We start from the raw sequence: 20,692 nt of genomic DNA, 5'->3' as shown, positions 1-20,692 counted from the left end.
AGAGGGAACGGTTTCTATCTAATTATTCTTTAAGTTCATAAAGGAATGGCGGAGAGGATGGGATTCGAACCCATGTGGGCTTGCACCCTAACGGTTTTCAAGACCGCCCCGTTATGACCGCTTCGGTACCTCTCCAAATGCATTTAAATTTCACATGCATTAGGATTGTACCATACAATGCAAATAAAAAGCAACTATATCTTTAAATAGTTTTTGGTTGTATCGATTTTACATTGCGCATATAAGGTTGTAGGCATTCTGGAATCAGAACACTGCCATCCTCTTGCTGATAATTCTCAAGAATTGCAGCAACCGTACGTCCAACAGCCAAAGCAGAGCCGTTCAGCGTATGAACAAATTCAGGCTTCGATTTTGGATCCTTACGGAAACGAATATTTGCCCGGCGTGCTTGGAAGTCTTCTGTATTTGAGCAAGAGGAGATCTCACGGTACATCCCACTCTCAGGCAACCACACTTCCAAATCGTACGTCTTAGCCGATGTAAAGCCCATATCAGCCGTACATAACCCAAGTACACGATAAGGCAGTCCCAACAGCTGCAGCACACTTTCAGCGTCTGCTGTCATTTTTTCTAATTCCTCATAAGAGGATTCAGGGGTGGTGAGCTTCACCAACTCTACCTTGTTGAATTGATGCTGGCGAATCAAACCGCGAGTATCACGGCCCGCCGAGCCCGCCTCAGAACGGAAACAAGAGCTGTAAGCTACATGGTATTTAGGCAGGTCAGCTGCCGTCAAAATCTCTTCGCGATAGTAGTTCGTTACCGGTACTTCAGCTGTAGGAATCAAATAGTATTCGGTATCCCGCAGCTTGAACAGATCCTCTTCGAATTTAGGCAGTTGTCCTGTACCATACAAGCTGTCTTTGTTTACAATGTAAGGCGGCAGCATTTCCTCATAGTTATGCTCACCACTGTGAAGATCCATCATAAAGTTAATCAGCGCCCGTTCTAGACGTGCTCCAAGTCCTTTATAGAAAACAAACCGGGATCCTGTAACCTTTGCTGCAGCTTCAAAATCAATAATATCAAGCTGCTGCGCAAGCTCCCAATGTGATTTCGGAGTGAATCCGAACTCTTTGGGCTCCGACCAGCGGCGTAATTCAACGTTATCATCCTCGGATTTCCCTACTGGAACTGAATCATGAGGAATATTAGGGATATTCATAGTAAGATCAGCAATCTGAGCTTCCAGTTCACGTACTTCATCATCAAGCTCTTTAATTCGGTCAGATACTGTACGCATTTCTGTAATTAGATCATCTGCTGGCTCGCCGTTCTTTTTCTTTTTCGCTACTTCACCTGAAACTGTATTACGACGGTTCTTAAGACCTTCGGTTTCTTGCAGTAATTCACGTCGACGCAAATCAAGTTGTGGAAAATCAGCAATTAAGTCCAGTGATTTGCCCCGTTTTTCTAAAGCCTCTTCCACTCTTGCGTAATCACTACGTAGTATTTTTACATCTAACACAAAGTTTCCCTCCTGAAAACAGCCTAAACTCTTTCAAAATGCTGATTACAGCTTTGAAAGAGTCAGGATGTTCTTTATATGCGATTTTGTTGTTGGACTTCCCTATTCGCCTCTACCATATCGGCAAAATATTGGTGCAGTCTGAAATCATCGGTCAGTTCTGGATGAAAAGAAGACACCAGCAAGTTGCCTTCGCGCGCGGTTACAATCTCATCATTATAGACTGTAAGCACGTCAACTCCCGGTCCTACCTCGTTGATAAGCGGTGCACGTATAAACACAGCACGAACCGGCTCATCAATGCCTTTAACCTCCAGATCACATTCAAAGCTTTCCCGTTGGCGGCCGAATGCATTCCGGGCTACGGTAATATCCATCAGCTCCAAATGCCCCGGTTCACCACCGGCAATTTTTTTGGCCAGCACGATCATACCCGCACATGTGCCAAAAATAGGCTTACCCTGATCAGAAAAATCACGGATGGCTTCTATGAAGCCATATTTCCGCATTAGCTTTCCAATCGTTGTACTTTCTCCGCCGGGGATAATCAGGCCTTCAACCTCTTCTAGCTGCTCCACACGCTTGATAGGCACGCCTTCTGCACCGGTCTTCTCTATACTAACAATATGCTCCGTAACAGCGCCTTGCAGCGCCAATACTCCTATCTTCATCCTACAACCTTCTCTCTATTAACGGCCACGCTCCGACATACGTTCAGCCGGGGTGAGAGTTGCAATATCAATCCCCTTCATTGGTGCACCAAGGTTCTTGGATACTTCAGCAATCAGTTTGTAATCAGTATAGTGTGTAGTGGCTTCAACAATCGCACGCGCAAATTTCTCAGGATTGTCCGATTTAAAAATACCCGAGCCTACGAATACACCATCAGCACCCAAATGCATCATAAGAGCAGCATCTGCAGGAGTAGCTACACCCCCAGCGGCAAAGTTAACAACCGGCAGTTTTCCAAGCTCATGTACTTCGAGCAACAGCTCGTAGGAAACTCCCAGGTTCTTTGCTTCATTATATAGCTCGTCCTTGGACAAATTCGTTACTTTACGGATTTGACTGTTGATAAAGCGCATGTGACGCACGGCCTCAACAATGTTGCCTGTTCCTGGTTCACCTTTTGTACGGATCATGGAGGCACCTTCGTTAATACGTCTCAGTGCTTCTCCCAGATCCTTCGCTCCACATACAAAAGGAACGGTGAACTCATGTTTATCAATATGGAATACTTCATCAGCAGGAGTAAGAACTTCACTCTCATCCAAGTAATCAACACCCAAAGATTCTAGAACTTTCGCTTCTACATAATGGCCGATACGAGCCTTAGCCATAACAGGGATACTTACCACCTTGAGAACCTCTTCTACAATTGTAGGATCGGCCATCCGTGCTACACCGCCAGCTGCACGAATGTCAGAAGGTACGCGTTCCAGAGCCATAACAGCAACTGCACCAGCAGCCTCAGCAATTTTTGCTTGCTCTGCATTCATGACGTCCATAATGACGCCGCCTTTTTGCATTTCTGCCATGCCTCTTTTAACTCGCGATGTACCTGTTTCCATGTCCTAACCCCCCGAATGATCTATCTTAATCTAACTTGTAATTTTACCCCAATGAAGGGAAATCTACAACCCATTTACTCGGATTTACTGCTGATTTCGACACCAAACTGCATTAGAACAAGTTCTTGATCCCTGAAAATAAATCACCGAAGAAATCGCCAATCGCTCTAAGGAACAACTTGAACCAGCCAGCCTTCTCAGCTTCCTCTACTGTGATCAGATTAACTGTTTTCTCCTGTGCTGCTTGCATGCCTTCAGCCTTGTAGGAATAGGTAACTTTACCTACTTTAGAGGATTGAGCTATAGGAGCAACCAAAGTTGCAGGGTCATTTGTTACAACAGTTGTAGTAACTTCAGGAGAAACCGTTCCCTTAGGAACAATGAAAGAAACTCCTTCATCAGTAACTATAGAAACATCTTTATTCTTGCCTTTCAGTACCGGAACTGTTTCCGTGCCAGCAATAACAGCCTTCGGAGCTACAACCTGTTTGATTTCAAAGTTGTTAAACCCGTAGTCGAGCACTTTTTTTGTTTCTGTGAATCGATGTGCCTCTGAATTAGCACCCATAACAACACTGATTAGACGCATTCCATCACGCACAGCAGTACCTGTAAAGCAGTTACCTGCATTTGTGGTATGGCCAGTCTTCAGTCCATCTAGACCTGGATAAGCATATGCCTTAAAGTTGGGAATACTTTTGTTAGCTTCCAGCATCCAGTTGTAGTTAATGATCGGCGCTGTATCCCGATCACGGAATTTATAAGACTGAATCGTTGTAAATTCAGTGAAGTCCGGGTGGTCAGTAACTATAAATTTAGCAAGAGTAGCTGCATCTCTAGCTGACATTACAGTCTCTTTATCAAGATCAGGACGGAATTTCTTCGGCATGTCTGCCCGATCAAGTCCAGTTGAGTTAATAAAATAGGTATTTTTCATGCCCATCTTCTGTGCAGTCTGATTCATTAGTTCTACGAATTGTTCTTCTGAACCCGATACCAATTCTGCCAAAGCAACTGTGGCATCATTCGCCGATCCTACAGCCATCGCTATGTATAGCTCTTTAACCGTATGTTCATCTCCAGCTGCCAGAAAAATTCGTGATCCGACCTGTTTGGAAGCATTCTCTTGAATGATAACTTTCTGATCCCAAGAGATGTCTCCTTTTTTCACGGCATCAGATACAAGATATTCAGTCATCATCTTGGTCATACTCGCAGGTGGGAGTGGTGTATCTGGATTTAGAGCCATAAGTACTTGGCCTGTAGTTGGTTCTATTAGAATAGCAGAACTCAATTCCAAGTTAAGAGATTCCACAGAAGGGATCTTAACTGCGTTGGTCTTGGGTGCAGTTTCAGTAGCAGTTGCGGCACCTTCGGTTGTAGCCGGAGTTTTGCCCGCTTCAGCCAATGCTGGAATTACTGGGTTCATTAACATATTTAAAAGCAGACCTACAGTCGCTGTCTTAATTACAATTTGCTTACCATTAAATTTTCGTTTGTGCTTCAATGATTACGACTCTCCTTTAAATCTCATATCAATAGCTTGTTCTATTCTAACACAGGGGTACCCGCAAAAAAAGACAGACAGGACGAAATAGTCCTGTCTGTCCAAAAAATAATACGGTTAGTCCATTATACGGAATAGTTTGGTGCTTCTTTTGTAATTTGCACATCATGCGGGTGGCTTTCACGAAGTCCAGCACTTGTGATGCGGATGAAAGAAGTATCGTTACGCAGTTCTTCCAATGACTTCGTACCGCAATAGCCCATACCTGAGCGCAATCCGCCGATCAATTGATGAACAGTGTCAGAAAGAGGCCCTTTAAAAGCAATACGTCCCTCAATTCCTTCAGGAACGAGCTTTTTATCATCATCTTGGAAATAACGGTCTTTACTGCCTTGTTTCATGGCACTCATGCTGCCCATACCACGATATACTTTAAATTTACGGCCTTGATAAAGCTCAGATTCCCCTGGGCTTTCTTCAGTACCTGCAAACATACTTCCCATCATTACAGCATGAGCACCCGCTGCGATAGCCTTAGTGATCTCCCCAGAATACTTAATACCGCCATCAGCAATAATAGGAATTCCGTACTCACGAGCAACTGTGGCACAATCATAAATGGCTGTAACCTGTGGTACGCCGATACCAGCGATAACGCGTGTTGTACAGATCGATCCTGGTCCAATACCTACTTTAACTACAGATGCACCAGCTTCAATAAGTTCACGGGTTGCTTCGCCTGTAGCTACGTTACCAGCAACAATCGTAAGATCAGGATACAGCTCACGAATTTGGCGAACCGCTTCAATTATATTAATGTGGTGACCATGTGCAGAATCGACGACGATCAAGTCCACACCAGCTTTTACTAATGCTGCAGTACGTTCGAAGGTGTCTTTAGAGATACCAACAGCTGCTCCAACAAGTAGACGGCCATGTGCATCTTTGGCTCCGTTAGGGAATTGAATAGCTTTTTCAATATCCTTAATGGTGATGAGGCCCTTAAGAATATTATTCTCGTCCACAAGGGGAAGCTTCTCGATCTTATGACGTTGCAGGATACCTTCTGCTTCCTGAAGGGTTGTACCCACAGCAGCTGTTACAAGATTCTCATGTGTCATAACTTCTTTAATTTGAATATTGAAATCATGAATAAAGCGTAAGTCTCTATTAGTCAGAATACCGACAAGTTTATTGTCACTGTCTACAATCGGCACTCCGGAAATGCGATATTTACCCATTAAAAGCTCTGCATCAGATACCATATGTTCTGCCGTAAGTGAGAATGGATTCGTAATAACTCCGCTCTCGGAACGCTTCACACGATCTACTTCTTCCGCTTGCTGCTCTACAGGCATATTCTTGTGTATAATCCCGATGCCACCCTCACGAGCAATTGCAATGGCCATGGCTGCTTCTGTGACTGTGTCCATACCTGCACTCATAAGTGGAATATTCAACTTCACATTCTTACTTAGAACTGTGGTCAAATCCACTTCTTTAGGCAGTACCTCAGATTTACGCGGAACCAGCAGCACATCATCAAAAGTTAGACCTTCTTTACCAAACTTATCTTTCCACACCTGGGTCATTCCTCCTCGGTTGTTTTAAATTATACCCGCCTACAAACTTTATGAAAGAAGAACCTTTGACTCCAGTCCATTCACGACAGACAATTCTGTACATCTGGGGGCTGAACAAGTGTAGATCTTCAATTAAGGTTTGAGATGCTTATCCAAAAATATATTATTGCCATCTTAGCAAAGGGCATTTGGACTGTCAAGAACATTACATCATCAGAGTAGGTATTCAAAAAACGGCCGCCGAGTAAGCGAATTATTGGACGTTAGTCCGTGCTGAGAGGACAATTTAGTGTGTTAAAAATTTACAGTTCGCCTCTGTTCACCTTTTAAACCACGCTTATCTCCATCTTAGTATCTCAAAATATAGCCCAATGAATTCTCTATTTACATAACAAAAAGACCACTGTCGATTACTCAACAGTGGTCTTGCGTGCTTGGCAACGTCCTACTCTCCCAGGACCCTTCGGTCCAAGTACCATCGGCGCTGGAGGGCTTAACGGTCGTGTTCGGGATGGGTACGCGTGGAACCCCTCCGCTATCGCCACCAAACATGCGTCTGTGAAACAGACGCTGCCGCGTGAAATTCAGTTCATCACCAGAAGTGACAATGAATTTCTAAGCGTGTTACAGGCTTGATGCCTGAAAACTGAATCCGAAACGAATCTGCATTCTACGTATAGGATAAGCCCTCGACCGATTAGTATTGGTCAGCTCCATGCATTGCTGCACTTCCACCTCCAACCTATCTACCTCGTCGTCTTCAAGGGGTCTTACTAATTGGGAAATCTCATCTTGAGGGGGCTTCACGCTTAGATGCTTTCAGCGCTTATCCCGTCCGTACGTAGCTACCCAGCCATGCTCCTGGCGGAACAACTGGTGCACCAGCGGTACGTCCATCCCGGTCCTCTCGTACTAAGGACAGCTCCTCTCAAATTTCCTGCGCCCACGACAGATAGGGACCGAACTGTCTCACGACGTTCTGAACCCAGCTCGCGTACCGCTTTAATGGGCGAACAGCCCAACCCTTGGGACCTACTTCAGCCCCAGGATGCGATGAGCCGACATCGAGGTGCCAAACCTCCCCGTCGATGTGGACTCTTGGGGGAGATAAGCCTGTTATCCCCAGGGTAGCTTTTATCCGTTGAGCGATGGCCCTTCCATGCGGTACCACCGGATCACTAAGTCCGACTTTCGTCCCTGCTCGACTTGTAGGTCTCGCAGTCAAGCTCCCTTATGCCTTTGCACTCTGCGAATGATTTCCAACCATTCTGAGGGAACCTTGGAACGCCTCCGTTACTCTTTAGGAGGCGACCGCCCCAGTCAAACTGCCCGCCTGACACGGTCCCCGTACCCGGTAAGGGCACTAGGTTAGAACCTAGATACGATCAGGGTGGTATCCCAACGGCGCCTCCACCGAAGCTTGCGCTCCGATTTCTACGGCTCCCACCTATCCTGTACAGATCGTACCCAAATTCAATATCAAGCTGCAGTAAAGCTCCATGGGGTCTTTCCGTCTTGTCGCGGGTAACCTGCATCTTCACAGGTATTAAAATTTCACCGGATCTCTCGTTGAGACAGCGCCCAAGTCGTTACGCCATTCGTGCGGGTCAGAATTTACCTGACAAGGAATTTCGCTACCTTAGGACCGTTATAGTTACGGCCGCCGTTTACTGGGGCTTCGGTTCATAGCTTCGGGTTACCCCTAACCACTCCCCTTAACCTTCCAGCACCGGGCAGGCGTCAGCCCGTATACTTCGCCTTGCGGCTTCGCACAGACCTGTGTTTTTGCTAAACAGTCGCTTGGGCCTTTTCACTGCGGCCCCCTCGTGCTATTCACACTACCGGGGCACCCCTTCTCCCGAAGTTACGGGGTCATTTTGCCGAGTTCCTTAACGAGAGTTCTTCCGCGCGCCTTAGAATTCTCTTCTCGCCTACCTGTGTCGGTTTGCGGTACGGGCACCTTCTCCTGGCTAGAGGCTTTTCTTGGCAGTGTGAGATCATGACCTTCGCTACTACAATTTTCGCTCCCCATCACAGCCCAGCCTTAACGATGTGCGGATTTGCCTACACATCAGCCTCACTGCTTAGACGGACATCCATCAGTCCGCGTCACTACCCTCCTGCGTCACCCCATCGCTCATAGCGGATTACGGTGGTACAGTAATTTCAAACTGTTGTCCTTCGACTACGCCTTTCGGCCTCGCCTTAGGTCCCGACTTACCCTGAGCGGACGAGCCTTCCTCAGGAAACCTTGGGCTTTCGGCGGATCAGATTCTCACTGATCTTTTCGTTACTCATCCTAAGCATTCTCACTTGTGTAGTGTCCAGCGCTCTTTTCAGTACACCTTCAACCCCTACACAACGCTCCCCTACCCCAGATGCAAAGCATCTAGCCATAGCTTCGGTGGTGTGTTTAGCCCCGTTACATTTTCGGCGCAGAGTCACTCGACCAGTGAGCTATTACGCACTCTTTCAATGGTGGCTGCTTCTAAGCCAACATCCTGGTTGTCTGTGCAACTCCACATCCTTTCCCACTTAACACACACTTGGGGACCTTAGCTGATGGTCTGGGCTGTTTCCCTTTTGACAATGGATCTTAGCACTCACTGTCTGACTCCCGGCAATAAGTATATGGCATTCGGAGTTTGACTGAGCTTGGTAATCCTTGCGGACCCCGCACCCAATCAGTGCTCTACCTCCACTACTCTTATACCGAGGCTAGCCCTAAAGCTATTTCGGGGAGAACCAGCTATCTCCGAGTTCGATTGGAATTTCTCCGCTACCCCCACCTCATCCCCGCACTTTTCAACGTACGTGGGTTCGGGCCTCCAGTGCGTGTTACCGCACCTTCACCCTGGACAGGGGTAGATCACACGGTTTCGGGTCTACGTCCACATACTAATTCGCCCTATTCAGACTCGCTTTCGCTGCGGCTCCACCTTCTCGGCTTAACCTTGCATGTTAAACGTAACTCGTAAGTTCATTCTACAAAAGGCACGCCATCACCCATTAATAGGGCTCTGACTTTTTGTAAGCACACGGTTTCAGGTTCTATTTCACTCCCCTTCCGGGGTGCTTTTCACCTTTCCCTCACGGTACTGTTTCACTATCGGTCGCCAGGTAGTATTTAGCCTTAGCAGATGGTCCTGCTGGATTCATACGGGGTTTCACGTGCCCCGCACTACTCGGGATCCGTCTCGGAGAGAACACAGTTTAGGTTACAGGGCTTTTACCTCTATCGCGGGCCTTTCCAGACCTCTTCACCTACCATATTCCTTTGTAACTCCATGTGAGACGTCCCACAACCCCTAAGAGCAAGCTCTTAGGTTTAGGCTGTTCCGCGTTCGCTCGCCGCTACTGACGGAATCACTATTGTTTTCTCTTCCTCAGGGTACTTAGATGTTTCAGTTCCCCTGGTCTGCCTCTACATTTCCTATGTATTCAGAAATGAGTAACTGCGAATTACCACAGCTGGGTTTCCCCATTCGGACACCCCCGGATCAAAGCTTGCTTACAGCTCCCCGAGGCAGTTTCGTTGTTCGCCACGTCCTTCGTCGGCTCCTGGCGCCTAGGCATCCTCCGTGTGCTCTTATTAGCTTAACCTTGATTCTTCCGAAGAAAAATCTCACTAATAACATTTACTTGTTTGCACAAGTTGCTAAAAGATGTTCTAAAACGCAAATTCGTTTCGGTATCCAGTTTTCAAGGATCAAGTCTTACTTGAGAGCTTAAACTCTCAAAACTGAGCAACGAGTGAGTAACAGGCCTAAACCTGAGTTTGGAAGCTTAGCTTCCGATTTGAATGTCCTCATTGCAGAGAACGATTCTCCATAGAAAGGAGGTGATCCAGCCGCACCTTCCGATACGGCTACCTTGTTACGACTTCACCCCAATCATCTACCCCACCTTCGGCGGCTGGCTCCCTTGCGGGTTACCCCACCGACTTCGGGTGTTGTAAACTCTCGTGGTGTGACGGGCGGTGTGTACAAGACCCGGGAACGTATTCACCGCGGCATGCTGATCCGCGATTACTAGCAATTCCGACTTCATGCAGGCGAGTTGCAGCCTGCAATCCGAACTGAGAATGGCTTTGATGGGATTGGCTCCACCTCGCGGCTTCGCTTCCCGTTGTACTTAAGCCATTGTAGTACGTGTGTAGCCCAGGTCATAAGGGGCATGATGATTTGACGTCATCCCCACCTTCCTCCGGTTTGTCATAAGCAGTCACTCTAGAGTGCCCAGCATTACCTGCTGGCAACTAAAGTTAAGGGTTGCGCTCGTTGCGGGACTTAACCCAACATCTCACGACACGAGCTGACGACAACCATGCACCACCTGTCTCCTCTGTCCCGAAGGCCGCTGCTATCTCTAGCAGATTCAGAGGGATGTCAAGACCTGGTAAGGTTCTTCGCGTTGCTTCGAATTAAACCACATACTCCACTGCTTGTGCGGGTCCCCGTCAATTCCTTTGAGTTTCAGTCTTGCGACCGTACTCCCCAGGCGGAGTGCTTACTGTGTTAACTTCGGCACCAAGGGTATCGAAACCCCTAACACCTAGCACTCATCGTTTACGGCGTGGACTACCAGGGTATCTAATCCTGTTTGCTCCCCACGCTTTCGCGCCTCAGCGTCAGTTACAGCCCAGAAAGTCGCCTTCGCCACTGGTGTTCCTCCACATATCTACGCATTTCACCGCTACACGTGGAATTCCACTTTCCTCTTCTGTACTCAAGCCACCCAGTTTCCAGTGCGACCTCAGGTTGAGCCCAAGGTTTAAACACCAGACTTAAATAGCCGCCTGCGCGCGCTTTACGCCCAATAATTCCGGACAACGCTTGCCCCCTACGTATTACCGCGGCTGCTGGCACGTAGTTAGCCGGGGCTTTCTTCTCAGGTACCGTCACTCCGGTAACAGTTACTCTACCGGACGTTCTTCCCTGGCAACAGAGCTTTACGATCCGAAAACCTTCATCACTCACGCGGCGTTGCTCCGTCAGGCTTTCGCCCATTGCGGAAGATTCCCTACTGCTGCCTCCCGTAGGAGTCTGGGCCGTGTCTCAGTCCCAGTGTGGCCGTTCACCCTCTCAGGTCGGCTACGCATCGTCGCCTTGGTGGGCCGTTACCCCACCAACTAGCTAATGCGCCGCAGGCCCATCCCTCAGTGACAGATTACTCCGTCTTTCATTCTTCTCTCAGGAGAAAAAAGAAATTATCCGGTATTAGCTACCGTTTCCGGTAGTTATCCCAGTCTGAAGGGCAGGTTGCCTACGTGTTACTCACCCGTCCGCCGCTAAGTCATTTTGAAAGCAAGCTTTCAAAATGACTCCGCTCGACTTGCATGTATTAGGCACGCCGCCAGCGTTCGTCCTGAGCCAGGATCAAACTCTCCAATTAGTATTGAAAAGAGCGATATGCTCATTTTGAAACATCTGACGAGAAAATTAATTCTCTAATTTTGGATTTCACTTACGTGATTTCCTACTCACTCGTTGTTCAGTTTTCAAAGATCAAGTTCTCGTTGGCGCCGTTTAATGTCTCAGCAGCAACTCTTATACTATATCATGTTCGGCTATTTAATGTCAAGCTCTTTTTTCAACTTCTTTTTCGAGCTCGGCATGTGTACTTCTTGGCCGGACTTAGAATATATCATGTATGGAGATGCATTGCAAGAGTTTTTTTGAAACTAATATTAAATCTCTACATTCTATAGGAGCAATTAAGTGAAAGCACCGCTTCTAATCAACAGTAGCTGAGAGAACTGCCCTTAGACAGCTCCCTTAAGCCCTGTGTTCTATAGATACTATTCAGTACGGTTACGCATATGTGGAAACAGCAATACATCGCGAATCGATGCAGAATTGGTAAGCAGCATGATCAAACGGTCTACGCCGATTCCCAGTCCGCCAGTAGGCGGCATACCATATTCCAGGGCGCGGATGAAATCATCATCCATCTCATGAGCTTCGTCATTACCTTGCTCTTTCTCCTGGATCTGTGCCTCAAAGCGTTGACGTTGGTCAATCGGATCATTCAATTCACTAAATGCATTAGCGTGCTCACGACCCACAATAAACAGCTCAAAACGATCGGTAAAGCGTGGATCCTCATCGTTTTTCTTCGCAAGTGGTGAAATCTCAACTGGGTGTCCCATTACAAAGGTTGGCTGAATTAGAGTTTCCTCTACAAATTGCTCGAAGAAAGCGTTAAGGATATGACCGAACGTCATATGTTTCTCAACAGGCACACGATGTTCTTTTGCCAAAGCTTGTGCTTCGTCATCTGTCATGTGAACGCTGAAATCAACACCGGTTACTTCTTTAACAGCATCAACCATAGTTACACGACGCCATCCTGGAGACAGATTTACCTCTTTGCCTTGGTAATCCAGCAGTTGTGTACCTAATACCTCTTGGGCAATATGTGCAATCATATTCTCCGTAAGATTCATGATGTCCTTGTAGTCAGCATATGCTTCGTACAACTCAATCATAGTGAACTCTGGATTATGACGAGTCGACATTCCCTCGTTACGGTAGACACGGCCGATTTCGTACACTTTTTCCAAACCGCCAACGATAAGGCGTTTCAAGTGAAGCTCGATAGCAATCCGCATATACAGCTGCATTTCAAGTGTGTTGTGGTAAGTAATAAACGGACGTGCAGCTGCTCCACCGGCGATCGTATGAAGTGTAGGTGTTTCAACTTCAAGATAACCAAGTGAATCCAAATAACGACGCATCGATTGAATAATTCTTGAACGGGCAATAAAGGTCTGTTGAACTTCCGGATTAATAATCAAATCAACATAGCGCTGGCGATAACGCAGTTCTACATCTTTAAGACCATGATATTTTTCAGGAAGTGGCAGCAGGGATTTGGACAAGACTTCGAGATTATGCACTTTGATGGAGGTCTCGCCTGTTTTGGTTTTGAATACTGTTCCACGAACGCCGATAATATCTCCCAGATCGAGAACATTAAACGCCGCGTATTGAGTTTCAGGAATGCTGTCTTGACGAACATAAAGCTGAATTCTTCCGCTAAGGTCCTGGATATGCGCAAAGCTGGCTTTACCCATAACGCGTTTTCCCATAATACGCCCAGCAATGCTCACTTCAACAGAAAGCTCGTCCAATTCCTCTTTGGAAAGTCCATCATACTTAGCTACGATATCGCCAGCGTTAGCTGTGCGCTCGTATTTTTTGCCAAAAGGATCAATACCAAGTCCTCTTAGCTCGTCCAGTTTGGCACGGCGGATCTGCAAAAGCTCACTAAGTTCGTTCTCTGCATTGTCCACATTGTTCATTTCCTCGGTCATGCGATTCATCCCCTTATAACTCAGTAATATCATATACACAAGAAGAAACGGCTCCGTCTCCATAGTTAGAGGACAGTCCCGTTCCAGCTCAAAATATAAGCAGTTTGTTTTACCTATCGTTTCTGGATGATTTGAAAAAAGCTTCCCTAAGGAAGCTTTCCCAAACATGTTCCCTTATCTACCTATGTACAGTGAAATGACTAATACATATGGCAGCACATCTATTTACAGACATTAAGGTCTGTATATTACTTCATTCTGATATCGAGAATTTTATATTGAATAACTCCTGCAGGTGTAGAAACATCAACTACCGTACCTATTTTTTTTCCGATAATAGCTTTGCCTACCGGACTTTCGTTGGAAATCTTGTTATTCAGTGGATCAGATTCTGCTGTACCTACGATCGTATACTCCATAGTGTCCCCATATTCCAAATCCTCGACACTTACAGTAACACCAATACTTACTACGTCAGTAACGATCTCGTCGCTATTGATGATACGCGCGTTGCGAAGCATCTTCTCCAAAGTGAGAACGCGTCCTTCGATAAAAGCTTGCTCATTCTTCGCGTCTTCATACTCCGAGTTCTCACTGATATCTCCGTAGCCAATCGCTACCTTAATCCGTTCAGCAACCTCACGGCGTTTTACGGATTTGAGGGTCTCCAGCTCATCTTCCAGACGTTTTAGCCCGTCCGGCGTAAGGATGACTTCTTTATCGCTCATCTCAACCGATTCTCCTGTCGTATACAATTATTGAAAACACCATACTATATGCTAATCTAGAAGGATAAGAACCCTCCCTGCTGCATTGCTCTTACTGTAACGGCGATTTTATACTGTGAAATTATATTGGAACCGCTACAAAATGTCAATGACACCACATATAAAGTCAGATGTGTTCAAATATCAGCAGAAAAAAGGCGATTATACAGCAGAAGAAGACATTTCAATGCCCTTGCTCTCTTCTTCATGCTTTAATTGAACGACAAAATCATTCAATATCCTCACCATTCCATCGCGTTTTGTTTCTGTCATAAGGACATCCTTCACTCTAGCGGCAGCCTTCAAGCCTTTTAAATACCAAGCCATATGCTTACGCATCTCACGGACAGCTACAGCTTCTCCCTTAAGAGCTACCAGACGATCCATATGAAGAATAGCAACCTTAATCTTCTCATCCAAACCAGGTTCAGGCATAAGCTCGCCGGTGCTCAAATATTGAATGGTACGATACAACATCCAAGGATTACCGAGTGCTCCACGCCCGATCATTACACCATCGCAGCCAGTCTGATCCAACATAGCCCGAGCATCTTCAGGTGTATTAACATCCCCGTTGCCAATAACGGGAATGGAAACTGCTTCTTTTGCCATCTTGATGTAGTTCCAGTCCGCATGGCCTGTGTAAAGCTGCTCGCGGGTACGACCGTGTACGCTGACAGCCTTACCCCCGGCACGTTCAACCGCACGCGCATTATCTTCGACAAAAATATGCTCGCTATCCCAGCCAATCCGCATTTTCACGGTTACCGGTTTATCGACAACATCGACAACCGCAGAGACCATTTCATAGATTTTGTCGGGATTCAAAAGCCAGCGGGCTCCCGCATCACATTTAGTCACTTTTGGCACTGGGCATCCCATATTGATATCGATAATATCAGCATTGGTTTCTTTATCAACGACTTTAGCTGCTTGCACCAGTGATGCTCTATCCCCGCCAAAAATCTGCAAACTAAGCGGTTTCTCCCGTTCATCTACAAACAACATTTCGCGAGTACGTGTATTTCCGTGAATAATGGCCTTATCGCTTACCATTTCCGCACAGACCAGACCTGTACCAAATTCCTTAGCGATCAGACGAAAAGCCGGATTGCACACGCCAGCCATAGGTGCCAGAACAACCTGATTTTTCATCTCGATATCGCCAATCTTCAGCATTCGTATCACTTCCTGCCTTTTAATTCTTGGAAATTATGAGTTGGGATCCACAAGCTCTTCTGTTGTAACCCCGAGAACATTCGCAATTTTATCTAAAATTTGATCTTCTAATCGTCTGTTACCCCTCTCGACTGCACCAAGCACAGCCAAGGAAATTCCGGCAAGATCCGCAAGATCCTGTTGAGTATACCCTTTTAGCTTACGGAATGCCCTGACCCTCCGTCCCAAACGCTTGTTGTCCACAACCGAATTCCTTCCTTCCCGTCTATGTCTTGAAGCGCTGCTGTAATCAGCTTGCGAAGTCCGGAAGATTGTTCATTCTGTGGAACGATGTCACTGAGCGGAAACAATACAAAAGCACGCTCTAACATGCGTGGATGCGGTAACGTTAAATGTGGTGTATCGAGTACCTGACCCTCAACCCACAACAAATCCAAATCTACCGTTCTCGGTCCATAGCGGATATCCCGGATACGACCCAACTGCGTTTCAATCCCCAACATCACTTCCAGCAAGGACTCGGGCGCAAGTGTCGTTCGCAAAGCTGCTGCCATATTGAGAAACTGCGGCTGATCTAAATAACCTACTGGCTCTGTCTCGTAAACTTTGGAGCAGCGGACCACCGATATTTCATCATGAGCGTCCAGTCTGTTCAAAGCCTCTGACAGTGTGCCCTCGCGGTCACCCAAATTAGCCCCTAAAGCAATATAAGCCTCTGATTCTTCAGAGGTGGAATGTATATTCATGGACCTTGTTCTCACTTTCTAGTTCTGCGCAGCTCTACAGTCACTCCCTGAAAATGAATGTCGAAAGGCGGATGAGGTTTAGTTACCTTAACCGTTACTGCATTGATAACAGTATAAGTGTCCAGTACGGAGGATGCAATATATTCTGCCAAAGCTTCAATCAACTTAAAAGACTTTATTTCGACAATGTTTTTGACTAATTCATGAACTTCAGCATAATTCACAGTTTGATTCAAATCATCATTCAAGCCCGCACCCTGCAAATCAAGCTCTAGCTCTAAATCAATGTAAAAACGTTGTCCCAGCTTACGTTCTTCCTCAAATACACCGTGGTATCCGTAATATTCCATGCGATGCATTGTCATTTTATCCATGATTAATCCGCCCTTTTTCGTAAAATATAGCTATTCACGCACCACTGGAGGTGCAGCATACAACATCGCATCACACATCTTAACCGTTCGTTTAATCAGAGATACATCATGTACACGGACGATCTGGCAACCCTGAGCTATCCCAAAAGCTACTGTAGCTGCAGTGCCTTCCACAACATCATCAGACGGCAAATCAAGTACCGTGCGGATGAATTTTTTGCGGGATGTCGCCAGTAACAACGGATAGCCTAACTCAGTCAACCCGTCTAAAAGCATCATTGCCTGCAGGTTTTCATTATAATCCTTAGCAAAGCCGATACCTGGATCCAATATGATATTGGCCGGCTTAACACCTGCGGCTAACGCAAGATCTATACTTTCCTTAAGGTCAGCCGACATATCCGCACTCAGATTCGTATAATTACGGTCCTGCCGGTTATGCATCAAAATAATAGGACAGTCAGCAGCAGCGGCCACTGCCGCCATTTCCGGATCGGCCTTACAACCCCATATGTCATTAATGATATGAGCACCCGCACCTAAAGCTTGGCGGGCTACCTCAGCTTTATAGGTATCGATGGATAACGGAAGATGAGGTGCCGCCTTATGAATACTCTCGATCACAGGCAATACACGGGCTAACTCCTCTTCAAGTCCCACCGGTTGATGACCAGGACGAGTAGATTCACCGCCGATATCAATAATATCAGCACCCTCTGCAGCCATACGCAGCGCATGCTCAACGGCTTTTTCCGGATGATCCCAAAGTCCTCCATCTGAAAAAGAATCAGGGGTAACATTAAGGATGCCCATAATCAATGTTCGATTTCCTAACTCCAAGTCTGTATTTCCACAACGGTATGTCCGCTTAAAGAGGACTGGTCTCATTTCGCAATCGCCGTCCTATCTCTATATAATGAAATCAAGCCAGCAGTAATTGTTCCACACTGGCCAGTACCTATAGTAAATCTTGCATCTCCGTGCCACACCCCGGTAACAGGAACAATTTCTTGTACGGAATTGGTAAGAAACACTTCATCAGCAGCTTTCAACTGCTCCCAGTGATATGTTCCTTCTTCAACACTAAGGCCTGCACTAAGAGCCAGCTCCAGCACCATTTCCCGGGTAATTCCCGGAAGAATGCCTGTGGTGAGATCTGGGGTATAGAGCCTGTTGTTTTTAATAAAAAAGATGTTGCTGACAATGCCCTCCGCAATAAATTCTTCTGCCGTCAGCATTAGTCCTTCAGCACCATTTGCCGCAGAAGCATACCCTCTAAGCTCACGCTTAGCCAGAATGTTATTCATATAATGCAGCGACTTGAATCGCACTGTTCCCTCAGGAGTATTACGGCGCAAGGACAACAGCTGCAGTTCTTTGCCTTCACTGTAAAGCTTATCTGGTACTTTCGGCAGCGCTTTGATGTACAACAAATGATTGGGCTTTTGATAATCACCAGCAGGTAATCCGAGAATATCCTCACCAGCTGTTACGGTATAGCGTATATAAGCTTCTTTTAATTCATTTTTGTCCATAACGCGCTTAATCCAGTCAAGTAGATGTGCCGCTTCTGCCTCAAATGGAATGCCCAGTTCCTTGCACCCCTCTGCCATACGCTTCAAATGACGCTCCAGCAAAAAGGGAACTCCCCCATAGGTCCGAAAGGTTTCGAACAAGCCAATGCCGTACAAAAAGCCGTGATCCAAGGCAGAAACCACGGCTTCTCGGGCGTCAATGACACCATTGTTAAATCCTATATATTTCATGCCGTTTCTCCGGCTCTCCGTTTCAAGAAATTACGCAGCATCGTATGACCATGATCCGTAATAATAGATTCCGGGTGGAACTGCACACCTTCAATAGGGTATTCTTTATGGCGCAATGCCATAATCTCCCCCTCTTCAGTCTCAGCCGTAATCTCCAAGCAATCTGGGAGACTCTCCCGCTCTACAATCAGTGAATGATATCGGGTAGCTGTAAATGGAGACTCCAGACCTTCAAAAACTGAGGTCCCGTTATGGTAAATAGGCGATGTCTTCCCATGCATCAAACGCTCAGCACGGATGACATTGCCACCAAATGCTTGTCCAATCGCTTGATGTCCAAGGCATACGCCGAAGATCGGAATGATCCCCTTGAAATGATGCAACAATTCCAGACTAATTCCCGCTTCATTTGGCGTACATGGGCCTGGTGAAATCAGAATATGGTCAGGTGCCAGCTTTTCAATCTCTTCGATGGTAATTTCATCATTGCGGTGCACTTTAACCTCTTCCCCAAGCTCACCTAAATACTGTACGAGGTTATACGTAAAGGAATCATAATTATCGATGACCAAGATCACAGTGCTACTCCCCCTTCGGCTCCGCTGGTAGCTGGCAATTCCTGCTGCAGTTCACTACAGAGTACTGCCTTCACTACCGCTTTGGCTTTATTATGGCATTCACGGTATTCACGGTAGGGATCGGAATCGATCACTATGCCGGCACCTGTCTGAATATATCCGACCCCGTCTTTTACAGCCAGCGTTCTTATAATAATATTTAATTCCATATTGCCGTTATAGTCAATAAAACCCATCGAACCTGTATAGGGTCCACGTCGAACCGGCTCCAGTTCTTCGATAATCTCCATTGTCCTTACCTTGGGAGCCCCTGTGATGGTTCCCCCCGGGAATAAAGCTGCGATAACCGCATAAGCGTCTTTATCCGGCGCAATCTGGCCCTCTACCTGCGAAACGAGATGCATCACATGAGAGTAGCGCTCCACCGTCATCAGCTCCGGCACGCTGACGGAACCGTATGCAGCGACACGTCCGATGTCGTTGCGTTCCAGATCGACAAGCATGATATGCTCGGCGATCTCTTTTTCGCTCCCGCGAAGCTCCGCCTCCATGGCGGCATCCTCCGCGGGAGTGAGTCCCCGGCGCCGGGTGCCGGCGATGGGCCGGGCGCTCACTTTGTCCCCATGCAGCTTGACGAGCAGCTCCGGTGAAGCGCTAGACAGCGCGAAGCCGGGCGACCGCAAGAGCCCCATGTACGGGGACGGGTTGAGCTTGCGCAGCCACTCGTAAACATCCTCCGGCGAGGACTTCAGCTGCGCCTCCTGGCGCAGCGAGAGGTTCACTTGGAAGACATCGCCTTGGCGGATGTATTCCTGAACGTCCAGCACTGCCTGCTGAAACTTCTCAGGCGAGAAAGCCGAGGCCATGCCCGGCCACTCTCCTGATGAAACTGTAAGGGCCTCAATGCTGCCCACGGCCTCATCATCCAATCCTGCAGCTGAAGATATCAGCTGCCACTGCTCTACCATTTGTCCAGCCTGTTCTATACTGCCAAGATAGAGATTTTGCAGATCCTCCAGCCCACAGTCTGCTGGAACTGGAACGTGGACAGCACAATACAGCACATGCTCTTCGTGATCATAAATCCATATCTCGTCAAACCTCATAAAAAGATAATCAGGAAAACCAGGATCATCTTGGGCAAAAGAAGGCAACCGTTCCAAAGAACGAACCACATCATAACCAAGGAATCCAATACATCCACCAGAGAAAGGAGGAACATCTTCATCCTTTAACTTAGGCGACGTAAAATCCGACATCCATTGCTGCAGTAGCTCCAGCGGTTGTCCATGCAGTGTTGTTGCCTCAGGTGTCCTCTCCTCGTTCACTGATGCTGATTCCAAAGATTCAGTAGGGAAGCTAAATACTTCCGCGTTATCCTCCTTGCCCTTCAATAGCGAAACAGGATTTAAGCCCAAGTACGTATAACGGCCACCCTTACCACTTTCTAAAACTACAGAATACTGGGAAGCTAACTCCCAGGCTTTCTCCCAGGACGTGGGTAATTCGTTGGTGCACCGGGGGGATTTTATAATCAAGGGAAACATGCTCCAGTCTTCAGCAGCCCATTGTTCCCACTCGTTCCAGGTTGTTATGATTTCCAAAGCCATCCTCCTAAAAGTTTTATGAAGCCATTACTTCGTAGACATCACTTCGCAATAAAACTCGCTTCGTAAGCATTTGCTTAGTTTTGTCCAATCGTCAGTAGTATATTGCCTGTCAGTATACTGTACTTAAGGCATGATTGAAAAGCCCTCAGCGATAGGAAATTATTATGATTTTTTCGTTTTCTGCAAAAACCAGAGCTTTTTTCA

The 20,692-nt window shown here is 46.8% G+C and carries 15 protein-coding genes, 1 tRNA gene and 3 rRNA genes; all 19 read right to left on the bottom strand.

Going from position 1 to position 20,692, the window contains the following annotated elements:
* Positions 1–46 precede the first annotated feature (46 nt).
* Positions 47–135 (bottom strand) — tRNA-Ser (locus tag MHH50_RS00470).
* A gap of 67 nt (positions 136–202) precedes the next feature.
* A complete protein-coding gene (serS, locus tag MHH50_RS00465; RefSeq protein WP_038568043.1) occupies positions 203–1,489 on the bottom strand; it encodes a serine--tRNA ligase in 1,287 nt (428 codons plus the stop codon).
* 74 nt (positions 1,490–1,563) lie between these two features.
* Positions 1,564–2,160 (bottom strand): pyridoxal 5'-phosphate synthase glutaminase subunit PdxT, encoded by a 597-nt coding sequence (gene pdxT, locus MHH50_RS00460; protein WP_076130391.1) that lies wholly within the window; start codon positions 2,158–2,160, stop codon positions 1,564–1,566.
* Between the two features lie 18 nt (positions 2,161–2,178).
* Positions 2,179–3,060 (bottom strand): pyridoxal 5'-phosphate synthase lyase subunit PdxS, encoded by an 882-nt coding sequence (pdxS, locus tag MHH50_RS00455; protein WP_036679980.1) that lies wholly within the window; start codon positions 3,058–3,060, stop codon positions 2,179–2,181.
* Positions 3,061–3,172: 112 nt separating this feature from the next.
* Positions 3,173–4,567, bottom strand: coding sequence for a D-alanyl-D-alanine carboxypeptidase family protein (locus tag MHH50_RS00450; protein ID WP_076280414.1), 1,395 nt, complete (start codon positions 4,565–4,567; stop codon positions 3,173–3,175).
* 125 nt (positions 4,568–4,692) lie between these two features.
* On the bottom strand, positions 4,693–6,150 hold the full coding sequence (gene guaB / locus MHH50_RS00445; RefSeq protein ID WP_036679982.1) for an IMP dehydrogenase: 1,458 nt from the start codon (positions 6,148–6,150) through the stop codon (positions 4,693–4,695).
* Between the two features lie 432 nt (positions 6,151–6,582).
* Positions 6,583–6,699, bottom strand: a 5S ribosomal RNA gene (gene rrf, locus MHH50_RS00440).
* Between the two features lie 128 nt (positions 6,700–6,827).
* Positions 6,828–9,753 (bottom strand): 23S ribosomal RNA (locus MHH50_RS00435).
* 231 nt (positions 9,754–9,984) lie between these two features.
* Positions 9,985–11,544 (bottom strand): 16S ribosomal RNA (locus tag MHH50_RS00430).
* The 16S, 23S and 5S rRNA genes sit together here, the layout of an rRNA operon.
* Positions 11,545–11,950: 406 nt before the next feature.
* On the bottom strand, positions 11,951–13,468 hold the full coding sequence (gene lysS / locus MHH50_RS00425; protein WP_076309074.1) for a lysine--tRNA ligase: 1,518 nt from the start codon (positions 13,466–13,468) through the stop codon (positions 11,951–11,953).
* Between the two features lie 248 nt (positions 13,469–13,716).
* The gene (gene greA / locus MHH50_RS00420) at positions 13,717–14,196 is read right to left on the bottom strand and encodes a transcription elongation factor GreA (RefSeq protein ID WP_036678719.1); all 480 of its coding nucleotides are present in this window, start codon (positions 14,194–14,196) and stop codon (positions 13,717–13,719) included.
* A 201-nt stretch (positions 14,197–14,397) separates the two neighbouring features.
* Positions 14,398–15,414 (bottom strand): tRNA dihydrouridine synthase DusB, encoded by a 1,017-nt coding sequence (dusB, locus tag MHH50_RS00415; RefSeq protein ID WP_076130084.1) that lies wholly within the window; start codon positions 15,412–15,414, stop codon positions 14,398–14,400.
* A 33-nt stretch (positions 15,415–15,447) separates the two neighbouring features.
* Positions 15,448–15,657 carry a helix-turn-helix transcriptional regulator gene (locus MHH50_RS00410; protein WP_076099929.1) on the bottom strand — a complete coding sequence of 70 codons (210 nt, stop codon included), beginning with the start codon at positions 15,655–15,657 and terminating at the stop codon, positions 15,448–15,450.
* Positions 15,609–16,160, bottom strand: a complete 552-nt coding sequence (folK, locus tag MHH50_RS00405; RefSeq protein ID WP_036678725.1) for a 2-amino-4-hydroxy-6-hydroxymethyldihydropteridine diphosphokinase — start codon at positions 16,158–16,160, stop codon at positions 15,609–15,611. Before folK ends, MHH50_RS00410 begins: the two co-directional genes overlap by 49 nt.
* 11 nt (positions 16,161–16,171) lie before the next feature.
* On the bottom strand, positions 16,172–16,534 hold the full coding sequence (gene folB / locus MHH50_RS00400) for a dihydroneopterin aldolase (protein WP_076138480.1): 363 nt from the start codon (positions 16,532–16,534) through the stop codon (positions 16,172–16,174).
* A gap of 30 nt (positions 16,535–16,564) precedes the next feature.
* Entirely contained in the window at positions 16,565–17,422 is an 858-nt protein-coding gene (gene folP / locus MHH50_RS00395; protein WP_340033836.1) for a dihydropteroate synthase, read from the bottom strand.
* The gene (locus MHH50_RS00390; protein WP_076280237.1) at positions 17,419–18,300 is read right to left on the bottom strand and encodes an aminotransferase class IV; all 882 of its coding nucleotides are present in this window, start codon (positions 18,298–18,300) and stop codon (positions 17,419–17,421) included. The genes folP and MHH50_RS00390 overlap by 4 nt, the downstream gene beginning before the upstream one ends.
* Positions 18,297–18,878 carry an aminodeoxychorismate/anthranilate synthase component II gene (gene pabA / locus MHH50_RS00385; protein WP_036678733.1) on the bottom strand — a complete coding sequence of 194 codons (582 nt, stop codon included), beginning with the start codon at positions 18,876–18,878 and terminating at the stop codon, positions 18,297–18,299. The genes MHH50_RS00390 and pabA overlap by 4 nt, the downstream gene beginning before the upstream one ends.
* Entirely contained in the window at positions 18,875–20,488 is a 1,614-nt protein-coding gene (locus MHH50_RS00380; RefSeq protein WP_340033835.1) for an anthranilate synthase component I family protein, read from the bottom strand. Before MHH50_RS00380 ends, pabA begins: the two co-directional genes overlap by 4 nt.
* Positions 20,489–20,692 lie beyond the last annotated feature (204 nt).

The sequence above is a fragment of the Paenibacillus sp. FSL H3-0302 genome (assembly GCF_037982245.1).
Taxonomy (GTDB): Bacteria; Bacillota; Bacilli; order Paenibacillales; family Paenibacillaceae; genus Paenibacillus_AQ; species Paenibacillus_AQ odorifer.
Note: the sequence above shows the minus strand (reverse complement) of the source record. Positions and strands in the feature narration are given on the sequence as shown.